The organism is Trueperella sp. (assembly GCF_043424875.1).
In the GTDB taxonomy this organism is placed as follows: Bacteria; Actinomycetota; Actinomycetes; order Actinomycetales; family Actinomycetaceae; genus Trueperella.
Map to the genome: position 1 here is coordinate 1 of NZ_JBHWPL010000003.1, position 10389 is coordinate 10389.

Annotated in this window: 6 protein-coding genes and 1 tRNA gene; 4 read left to right on the top strand and 3 right to left on the bottom strand. The window is 62.6% G+C overall.

The window, feature by feature from the left end; all coding sequences use genetic code 11:
- Window positions 1-130 precede the first annotated feature (130 nt).
- Window positions 131-204: transfer RNA gene (locus ACHFFR_RS00105), tRNA-Met, on the bottom strand.
- Between the two features lie 140 nt (window positions 205-344).
- Between ACHFFR_RS00105 and ACHFFR_RS00110 the strand changes: the two genes are divergently transcribed.
- Window positions 345-2225, top strand: a complete 1881-nt coding sequence (locus ACHFFR_RS00110; RefSeq protein WP_394262239.1) for a SulP family inorganic anion transporter — start codon at window positions 345-347, stop codon at window positions 2223-2225.
- A gap of 414 nt (window positions 2226-2639) precedes the next feature.
- Here ACHFFR_RS00110 and ACHFFR_RS00115 read toward each other — a convergent pair whose 3' ends face one another.
- Window positions 2640-5690: a UPF0182 family protein gene (locus tag ACHFFR_RS00115; RefSeq protein ID WP_394262240.1), complete on the bottom strand. Its 3051-nt coding sequence runs from the start codon at window positions 5688-5690 to the stop codon at window positions 2640-2642.
- A 161-nt stretch (window positions 5691-5851) separates the two neighbouring features.
- On the opposite strand from ACHFFR_RS00115, the gene ACHFFR_RS00120 reads away from it, so the two are divergent.
- Entirely contained in the window at window positions 5852-6424 is a 573-nt protein-coding gene (locus ACHFFR_RS00120) for a PPA1309 family protein (RefSeq protein ID WP_394262241.1), read from the top strand.
- A 79-nt stretch (window positions 6425-6503) separates the two neighbouring features.
- On the opposite strand, the gene ACHFFR_RS00125 is transcribed toward ACHFFR_RS00120, so the two are convergent.
- Window positions 6504-7655, bottom strand: coding sequence for a PDZ domain-containing protein (locus ACHFFR_RS00125; RefSeq protein WP_394262242.1), 1152 nt, complete (start codon window positions 7653-7655; stop codon window positions 6504-6506).
- 168 nt (window positions 7656-7823) lie between these two features.
- On the opposite strand from ACHFFR_RS00125, the gene ACHFFR_RS00130 reads away from it, so the two are divergent.
- The gene (locus ACHFFR_RS00130; RefSeq protein ID WP_394262243.1) at window positions 7824-9311 is read left to right on the top strand and encodes a zinc-dependent metalloprotease; all 1488 of its coding nucleotides are present in this window, start codon (window positions 7824-7826) and stop codon (window positions 9309-9311) included.
- Window positions 9312-9367: 56 nt separating this feature from the next.
- Window positions 9368-10315: a hypothetical protein gene (locus ACHFFR_RS00135; protein WP_394262244.1), complete on the top strand. Its 948-nt coding sequence runs from the start codon at window positions 9368-9370 to the stop codon at window positions 10313-10315.
- Window positions 10316-10389 lie beyond the last annotated feature (74 nt).

A 10389-nucleotide genomic window follows, 5' to 3' on the forward strand; every position in this document is an offset into this window, starting at 1 on the left:
GCTTGGTCTGCGAGCGACCTCGTGAAGACAGCAGCATTCTTAGATGTGCCACTTTCGGAGCTTCTGCCCGAAGAAACGGTAGAAATGGCGAAAGCCCCGGAACCTGATGGTTCCGAGGCTTCGCCTTTAGTGGCGGGGGCAGGATTTGAACCTACGACCTCCGGGTTATGAGCCCGGCGAGCTACCGAACTGCTCCACCCCGCGTCGGTATGTACAACCTTAGGGAGGGTTGCGCGGATTATCAAGATTCTTCGCGGTGCGCTTTCTCACCATCGGCATTGTCGGATTTATCGAGCAGCTCACAGACAGACCCGTCGCGTTTTGCTATGGTAAACGGTGTTCGCTTGAGAGAAACGGTTGATGTGAAGGCGTTTTCGCACTTGGCGTCTCTACTCCCCCAGAAGAATGATCTGGACGAAGTCAAGAGACATTGGAAAGGTGACATCCTCGCGGGGATCACCACTGGAATTGTTGCACTCCCACTTGCACTTGCGTTCGGCGCGGCGTCCGGCGTCGGAGCTGCGGCGGGTCTCATCACGGCGATAGTCGCCGGAATCGTGGGAGCGATCTTTGGTGGATCCCGCTTCCAAATCTCTGGACCGACGGGCGCAATGGTTGTCATCCTCGCCCCGCTCGTAGCTGAGCATGGCATGATCGCTGTTCCCACGCTGTCCATCATGGCCGCCTTCCTCCTCTTCGGCGGCGCGATTCTTGGCCTTGGCCGCATCATCGCGCTCATCCCCTGGCCCGTCATCGAGGGCTTCACCCTGGGCATCGCGCTCATTCTGTTCCTCCAACAGGTGCCAAATGCACTCGGCGTCGAGGCCGAGACCGGAGGGAACACCCTCGTCACCGGCGTGCGAACCATGATTGAGGCGCCCTATCCGGAGGCGCTTATCCCGCTCGCGGTCGCGCTGGGAACAGTGGCGCTCATTATCCTGTTTGACAAGATCCATCCCTCGTTTCCCGGTTCCCTCGTCGCGCTTGCCGTGGTCACCGTCGTCGTGATCGCCACGAACACGACCGTCCCGCTCATCGGCGAGATCCCAGACTCCCTACCGGCGCCGGTCCTGCCCGCGGTCTCACCGGATCTCTTCGTCGCCCTGGTGCCCGGCGCCATCTCCGTGGCGTTCCTCGCGGGCATCGAATCTCTGCTCTCGGCTCGCGTGGCCTCGGGCATGGTCGAGGGCGGCAGCTACCATCCCGACCGCGAGCTGTTTGGCCAGGGCGCCGCGAACTTCGCTGCGGGCATTTTCGGTGGCATGCCGGCCACTGGCGCGATCGTTCGGACGGCCGTCAACATCCGATCCGGCGGCCGATCGAGGTTGTCGCCGGTCGTTCACTCGATACTGCTCCTGATCGTCGTGTACTCGCTCTCCGACGTCGTCGGGCAAATACCCATGGCATCGCTCGCAGGCATCCTCTTCGTGACCTCGATGCGCATGATCCCCGTCCAAGCAATCAAGCAGATCATGCGGTCCACGCGTTCGGATGCGACGGTATTCGTCCTCACCGTGATCATCACCCTCGTATTCGACCTCATCTGGGCGATCATGATCGGCATGCTCGTGGCTGGCACCGTCATGTTGCGCCACTTCGCGAACCAGTCCGGCGTGCAGCGCGAGTACCCCACGCAAAACAACCGGATCCGCGTGCTGCGGATCGACGGGTCGATGTTCTTCGGCGTGGCTGACCGCATCGAAGAAGAGATCACGCGCCTAGATACCGTGCGCGTGGTGATCATTCGCCTCTCGCGAGTGGGCATCATGGATGCGACCGGTGCGAAGGCCCTCACGGACATCGTGACCGCATTGCGGCGCGCGGACAACAACGTTCTGCTGGTCGGCTTGCGAACGACCCACGAGGCTCTCACAGATCGGCTCGGGCTGGGCATCGCAATGGGCGGCACCGATCGTTTCTTCAACTCCATGGACGACGCCGTCGAGGCCGCCGAGCGCATCATCGCGGAGGAAATCGCCGAGGAAGAAGCAGCTCGCGCGTATGCACTCGCGAATCCGGCGCCCTCCAAGGCCGCTGTTACGACTGGCTGGGACCGCTTCCGAGAAGACTCCGCCGAGTCACTCGAGCGCCTGCGCGAGACCTCGGCCGAATCGCTGGACCGCCTCCGCGCCCGCATGGGCCAACTTCGACGCGTCTCCAACAAGCCCAAGGGCACCGCACCTCGTGAAAGCGACGACGCCGGCGGCCTCACCGACAAGTCGTAACCACCGGGTTGGAGCGTGCCTGGCACCGGCTTGTCCGGCACCTCACTGGCAACGCCTGCACATCACCGCGAATACCCGGCGCCCCATTGCAAACGGTGCAGGTTCTCCCCAAACCGGGCAGGAACTTCCTGCCCCATTTAGCCATTTCCTGCACCATCTGCGGGTAGAGGCGCGAAGGGGGCACCATCGACGTGTAGGAGATGTGCAGGACACGCAATCTGCGGGTAGAGGCGCGAAGGAGGCACCATCGACGTGTAGGAAATGTGCAGGACACGCAATCCGCGGGTAGAGGCGCAAAGGAGGCACCATCTGCGGGTAAAGGCGTGCGGAGAGCCGGCACTGGGTGAATACGGCCGGCACGCAGGAGGCCCGGAACCGCGTGGTTCCGGGCCTCCCGTTCGTGTACCTCAGCCGTTAGTTACCGTCGAGCTCCTGCTGAGCTGCCACGGCACGGTCGATCGCGTCAGACAGGGCGTCCTGAGCCTCACCGTAGGCGGCCCAGTCACCCGACTCCATTGCCGCGTTCGACTCCTCGATCGCCGTCTTCGCATCCTGAAGTGCGGTGTCGAGTCGCTCCTGAGCGGTGCCCGCCGCAGGTGGAGCAGCCGGAGTCGTCGGGTCATCGGTCGGCTCGTCCGTCGGCTCAACCGTCGGATCGGTTGTGGGCTCGCCGCCCTCCTCAACCAGTGAGGGGTCGACTTCTCCGCCCTCAACAGGGGCTTCCTTCTCGCCCACCACGCCGGCGTCGCCGGCTTCAACACCGGAGTCACCGCCGAAGACCTGATCGAGAGACTCGTCCAAGGTCGGCGCGAATCCAACGTTGTCGCCGAACAGCGTCAGCACGTACTGGAGCGTCGGATACTGCGTACCAGACGTTGCCTGGACGTAAATCGGCTGGACGTACAACAGGCCATCACCGATCGGGAGCGAGAGCAGGTTACCTTCGATGATCTCGGTTCCGCCCTGACGCAGCAGGTTCAGATCCGTCGACACGCGCGGGTTGGTCAGCATCGTATTCTCCGCCTGACCCGGACCAGGAACGGTCAGATCTCGCGGCAGCTCGAGCAGATTCAACCTGCCGTAGGACTCGGCCTTCACACCGGCCTCATTTCCGGCATCACCGGAGGCCGCCAAGAACCCGGTCATCACGTTTCGGTTGGTCGTACCGCCCGGAATGTAGGAGGTCGTCAGCGAGAAGTTTGTTTCCTCCTCGCCCGGCATCTTCAGCGTCAGGTAGTACGGAGGCTGCTTCGGCGTCGTCGGGCCGGCCGGGAGGGTCGGCTCGAGCGGCACCTGCCAGAAGTCGCCACCGGAGTAGAACGACTTCGCGTCCGTTACGTGGTAGCGAGCAAGCAGGGTGCGCTGCACCTTAAACAGATCCTCGGGGTAACGCACGTGCGCGATGAGGTCGCCGGGCATCTCCTCGAGCGGGGTGATCTGACCCGGGAAGATTGCCTTCCACGCGTTGATGATCGGATCGTCAGTATCCCACTGGTACAGGGTCACAGAGCCGTCGTAAGCATTGACCACGGCCTTGACCGAGTTGCGGATGTAGTTGATCTCGTCCGGACGATTAATGCCCGTGGCACCGATCGTCGTCGCGTCCATCGTCGCCTCAAGAAGGGTCTCGCGCGCCGAGTACGGGTAGTTGTTCGAGGTCGTGTAGGCGTCGATAATCCACACGAGTTCCTTGGGCGTATCGGGGTTGCCGTCCATGTCGATCGCGGCGGGAACCGCCTTCGTGTCGAGGGTCAGGTACGGAGCAACCTTGCGCACGCGCTGGTGCGGATCGCGGTCGAACAGGATCTGTGACTCGCTGGTCACGCGGTCAGAGAAGAACAGTTCGGTCGAGCCCATGCGAATCGAGAACATGAGACGCTCGAACACGTTGCCCACGGACGGGCCGCCGTCGCCGGTATAGGTGTTCATGACCTGACCGTTGGGAGCGGCGTCGTCCGGGTAGTCAAGCTCCCACGGATCCGAGCCCTCGGGTGCGCCGACGATCGAGTAATCCGGGCTTTGCTGGCCGAAGTACACGCGCGGCTCGTAATCGCCGATCTCGCCGACCGACGGAATTCCGGCCTCCCAGAACGTCGGGTCGCCTCGGCTGGTCATCGTATTTCCGTACGCCGCAGCCACGCCAAATCCGTGGGTGTACACCGTGTGGTCGTTGACCCACGAGCGGCGCTCGGCATCCAAACCGGCGAGGTTCAGCTCGCGCACGGCAATCACGGTGTCGCGCGTCTCGCCGTCGATCTTGTAGCGGTCAACCGTCAGCGGCTCGAGGAACTGGTAGTACTGCCTGTTCTGCTGGAGCTGGTTGAACGACGGATCCACGATGTTCGGATCGAGCAGGCGGATCTGCGCGGCGGTCTCGGAATCCTGGCGCAGCTGGCCAGGCTCCACGTCGGTACGCGCGTCGTACTGCATCGTCTTGTGAGCCATGTCGTAAGCATCAAGCGTGGCATCGATGTTGCGCTGGATGTAGGTGGACTCGAGCTCGGCAGCGTTCGGGTTGACCTGGAAGTTCTGAATGAGAACCGGGTAGAGCCAGCTCACCACGAGCGCGGTGGCAATCGTGGAGGCGATACCCACGAGGGCCGGCTTCCACATCTGACGCACGGCCGCCAAAACGAACAGCGCAGCAACGATCGCGACGACGATCGCCAGGATCGTCAGACCCGGCTTAGATGCGTTGATATCCGTGTAGCTCGCGCCGGAGAAGCGCTGGTGATTGCCCAGCAGGAGGTCGTAGCGTGCCAGCCAGTAGTTGATCGCGATGAGCAGTGCGCCAACGGCGAGCAGCACGCCGAAGTGACGCTGAGCCTTCTTCGACACCTTGAAGCCGGACTGATCGAGCCCCATGTCTCCCGTCATCCAGTACGCCACGCCGGCGGCGATGATGGAGAGCACAAGCAGCGTGACGAGGAAGCTCATAATCGCGTGGATCGCGGGGAGGGCGAACACGTAGAAGGACACGTCCAGGCCGTATTCGGGATCCGCGGTTCCGAAGGAGGATCCGTTGAACCACAGGAGGAAGGTGCGCCAGTTTCCGGACAGGCCCGTTCCGAAGAGGATTCCGAGGACGCCGGGAACGACGCCGTAGGTCAGCCACTTCTTCGACAGGAGCGTGTCTCGGTAGTCGGCAATCTGGGAGTCCACATTGACGACGTTGCCCTTATCCTTGGGCTTCGCCTTGCCCAGGGCAATGCGCAGATTCAGCGCGACAACCGCGCCGACAATCAGGAATCCGATGGCGCCGAGCGCGATGGATGCGCCGTACTGAGTCCAGAAGACTCGGGAGGCCTCGACCTGTTCGAACCACTTGAGTTCGGTCCAAAAGTTTGCAAAAACAACAATTCCGAAAACGAGAACACCGAGCACGAGCAGGGTGGGCAGGAACGCACCACCGAGCGGTGAACGCCCCGTGTTCGGCCGTCCGGCTTGGGCCGTCTGGTTGGTCAAAATAAACCTCACTTCGCGCCCGGCTGCTCGGGCGACACTTAACCGCGATCTATGGTGATAACTCCCAAAACCGTATAACAAAGTACCGACCATTTGCCATGCGGTTCACTGTGGGAGTGACGCATTCAAGGCCATGGCCGCCGATGTGCCACAATAAACGGGTGACTGAAAATACGAAGACACCCATGCTCCGTTCGCTGGAGAAGTCCACACTCGAGATCGAGCGCCACGTTGCCACTGGCGGCTGGGATGCCCCGATGCGCCTGTTCGCACTGGCTCACGCCCAGCGTGCCCTCGCCGAGCACCCCGAGCTCGCGGACGAATTACCGGCCGACGTTCAGGCTGACGCGATCACCGATCCGACCACCCTGTTTTCTATCGAGCAGGAGGGTCTTCCCGAGGTACAGACGATTGAGGAACTCGTCACTCGGATCGTGTGGCCAGATAACGTCGATGGCGCCGCCCTCTCCGTCGAGCGCATTGTTCTGCCGCCGGGCGCCGAGACGAAACTCCCGGAGGATCCCGAGGAGGCGGAGGCCGCACTCGAGAATCACCCCGACCGTCAAGACGTTCGCATCGTGACGTCCGTGCTTCGCACCGGCGAGTCCTGGTGCGCGATTCGCATGAAGAACTTCGACGACCCCGCCAAGGTCCTGTCCGGGGAGAACCTGGTGCCCGGCCTCGTCGAGGGGTTGCGCATCGGATTTGCCGACGGCGCGTGGCAGGCGGACTAGTCCCCGCTCGCTAGCGCCGTCTCGATAGTCCCCGCGTCCAAGTCTGGCCCGCTAGTCCCGTCTCCTTAGTCCCGTCTCGCTAGTTTGCTGCGCTAAGAGCCGAGCACGGCGTGAGCGCCGAGGTGTCCCCCGAGTCAATTGCTTCGACGACGGCGATCGCTTCGTCGATCGTTCGCACGGCCCAGATGTTCAGCCCGTCGGGCTCATAGCCGAAGGTATCTGGACAATTGGGCGCAGGCGCGATGAAGTCGGTTGCACCGAACTCGCGAGCGCCGTTGATCTTGTGGCGGATGCCCCCGATCGGGTCGATGTCGCCGTCCCAGGCGATGGAGCCGGTTCCGGCGATGACCGCATCCCCACCGAGTGAGCCCTCGGTGACGGCGTCGTAAATCGCAAGCGTAAACATGCCGCCGGCTGAGGGCCCGCCGATCCCCTCGATGACGTATTCGACGTCGGCGGGAAGGACGACGTCGGTCACCTCAACAAAGACGCCGAGCATCGAGCCTGGGTGGACCCACCCGGTCGCGTCAGGTTCGAATGCCCGCGTCGTCACGTTGACCGTCTTCTCCTGGCCATCGCGGTCGACTTTCAGGGTGATGTCGGTGCCGGCCGGCGTGGCATCGAGGACTCCCGACAGGTCCATGAAGGTCTTGACCGTGACGAACCCTTCCGTTCCGCCGCCCGATTCGCCGCCCGATTCGCCACTGTTGAACTCGAGAGCAGGTGAGGAGATTTCCTTGATGACGTCGCCGTCTTCGAGGATCCCGAAGGCGGGTGAGTCCTCTGGTACCCCGGCGATGCTCAGTGTCATCGAGACGTCCATGCCAGCCGTTTCAAAGGCAACGGACGCGGCCGTGTTTTGCGAGAAGTTCATGAGCGTGACGTTGCGTTCGCGGACTTCGTCCGAGCTAACCTCTGCCGGATACAGTGCGCGCACCGGAACGAGCTGGAGATTGCGCGTGAGCACTGCGCCTGCTGCGACGACGCCGGGCACACCGTTGTCCGCGTTACCCGTGGCAGTCACCGTGGTCATGAGGAAATCCGTGTCCGACTCATAGGTTTCGGTTCCCACGACCTTCACGACGTCTTTTCCGTCGATGTCACCCGTCACGTCGAGCACGGGCCCGGGGCTTTGCACGATATAGGAGGTGGGCATTGCAATGCCCACAAGAAGGAAGAACGCGTACAGCCCGCCAGCGATCCTCCTGCGTGTGCGTCCAGCTTCTCGCATGGGTCTCCTTCCGTGGCGGTTCAGGGTAGGCCACCCCAGCCATTCCTATCCGCCTGCGTCCGCCGTTTCCCGTGTGAGCGAGCGCATTTTCGCGCCCGGCGCACCCGTCCTCATTGTTTGGCGGGACCTTGCCAACTAATCTGGGAAGACAGCCGAGGAGGAAAACATATGAGCAACAGTGATCATAACGGGCAAGGCGCACCCGACCATAACTGGGAAGAGATGCTCCGTGCCATTTTCGGACCCGACGGGGCCGAGCAGATCATTGAGCGCATGAAGGCAGAGGGCCAGGATCCGGATGCCACGATGTCGCAGATGTTCAACCCTACCAACATCGCCATGGTGACCCAGCAGATTCAGGCCATGCTCGGATCGTCCGGCGAGGGTCCCGTGAATTGGCAGCTGGCCGAGCGCGTGGCCCGCGAAACGATCACGCGCAAGAATATGGACCGCCTGAGCGCGGACAAGGCCGATCGCACGCGTTCCTCCATGCGCACCGCCTCCCTCTGGCTCGATGCCGCCTCGGAGTTTGATCCGGCGACCGGCCCAAACATGGCGCTCACGCGCCTTGACTGGATCGCCCACTCCCTCGGCACTTTCCGCAAGCTCATCGAACCGATCGGGGCGAACGTGGCGCGCGCGTTCACGGACGCGTTTTCCGCCCAGACCGAGCACCTTCCCCCGCAGATGGCCGGGCTGTTCGGCGATCCGACCGCCTTCATCTCGAAGATGATCGCCTCGGTGCTCGGCGTCCAGTATGGCGGCGCCCTAGCCGAGCTCGCGGTGAAGTCGTTTGGCTCCACCGACACGGGCGTGCCACTGCTCGAAGGCTCCTCCTCGATTCTTGTGCCCTCGAACATTGACGAGTTTGCCAAGGACCTCGAGATTCCAGAAGAAGAAATCCTGTTCTACGTGGCCGTGCGCGAGGCCGCGGCCGCGCGCCTGTACACCCGCGTCCCGTGGCTTCGCCCGCGGGTTCTCGACACGATCGCCGAAATCGCCTCCGGCATCGACATCAATATGGAGTCGATCGAAGAGCAGGTGCGCGGCATGGCGATCGATCCGATGAGGATGGATCCGACCGACATGCCCGAGATCGACATGTCGAACATTTTCGTGCTCGAACTATCCGAGGAGCAGGAAGACGCCGTGGAGCGCCTCCAGCATCTGCTCTCGCTCATCGAGGGCTGGGTATCGGAGGTCTCGGCCCGCGCGGTGCTCCCCCACCTGCCCAACGCCGTGCCCATGCGCGAACTGTTCGCTCGCCGCTACGCCACCGACAACCCGGCCAAGGCAGTGTGGGAGGCGCAGCTTGGTATTGAGCTCGCAGCTCGCCGCCAGCGCGAGGCCGCCGCGTTTTGGCAGCTCGCGGAAGCGAAGAAGGGGATCAAGGACCGCGACGCGATGTGGTCCCACCCCGATCTGCTCCCCACCGCAGAAGCACTCGACAACCCCGAGTCATTCTTCGACGGCGAGCAAGAGGACATCGAGGCCGAACTCGATTCCTTCCTCGAGGGCTTATTTGGTGACGCCGAGCAGGGCGAAGCCCCCCACGAGGCCGCGTTCGGTGACGACGATCGACCTCATCGCGAGGACAACGACGAGGTCGGCGAAAGCGACAACGATAGCTCATCTGAGGATCCCGACCAGGGTTAAATCCACACCCGTGAATTGTGGGTTCCTGGGCGCTCCGACGTCGTTAGTCTCGCGATATGCAACTAACAACGGGAGTTTTCTGGACTGGCACGCGCCAGGCTCAGATCGGGCTGGACCCGCGTGTGGGTGTGAGTCTTGCCGGTTTGGATCTCGCGGAGATGCAGCTCGTGGATTCCTTAACACGCCCACACACTGATGCCGAATTGTCGGCACGCGCAAAAGTTGCCGGCATTTCACCGCACAGGCTGCGCTCGATCCTCAACACGCTCACGCGAGCTGGAGTACTCGACCCCGATCCGTCGCCCCGCCCGGATGCGATCGCCTCGCGACGCATCCATGGCACGGTGCCCGAACGAATGGCACGGCACATTCATATTCATCACGCGGACTATCTCGGTGCGGGCATCGGTATCGGGCTTGCACGCCGCGGGTTTGGACGGATTACAACCGACGACGACGCCGTGGTTACCTATAACGACCATCCTGACATGCGCCGTATGGGCGTAGGCGTGGACCGTCAAGCAGCTTTCAAGACGCTCATCCGGCAAGAAAATCCGCACGTATTCGCCGGGACTCGAACATCGAGTCCCCCAGACCTTGCGATTGTTACAGGCTCGTTCGCCACCGATCCCGTGACGGTCGGACAATACGGTGCCGAGCACGTGTCCGTCTATCAGGCATGGATCGAAGAGGTGGATATTTACGCAGGTCCGCTCACCATTGCCCATGAAACCGCGTGCGCGAATTGCCTCATGATGCACCGCCAGGAGTTCGATCCGAACTGGCGCTCACTCATCCAGCAGGCTTGTGCCACTCCGGCACTGCTACCCGACATCGGTGCCGCGATGCTTGCCACGAGCCTCGCACTCCGAGACATCACCGAGGCACTTGACACTGGTCGGGTGCCTCATATGTGGCGGGTCGGACCATCGCCATCGCCGCCCGCGCCGGTCATCCTCCAACCACATCCCGACTGCGGATGCGCGGGGCTCGCGGAAGGCTGACGGTCCTATCGGCCATAGCCCAGTGGCTTGCCGTTGACGATTGTCAAAATATCTAGCCCATAATCGGTGACATA

Bases quoted from the DNA above. Each gene is read 5' to 3' on its own strand.
- ACHFFR_RS00125 (WP_394262242.1), bottom strand. From the start codon at position 7,655: ATGCGAGAAGCTGGACGCACACGCAGGAGGATCGCTGGCGGGCTGTAC.
- ACHFFR_RS00130 (WP_394262243.1), top strand. From the start codon at position 7,824: ATGAGCAACAGTGATCATAACGGGCAAGGCGCACCCGACCATAACTGG.
- ACHFFR_RS00135 (WP_394262244.1), top strand. From the start codon at position 9,368: ATGCAACTAACAACGGGAGTTTTCTGGACTGGCACGCGCCAGGCTCAG.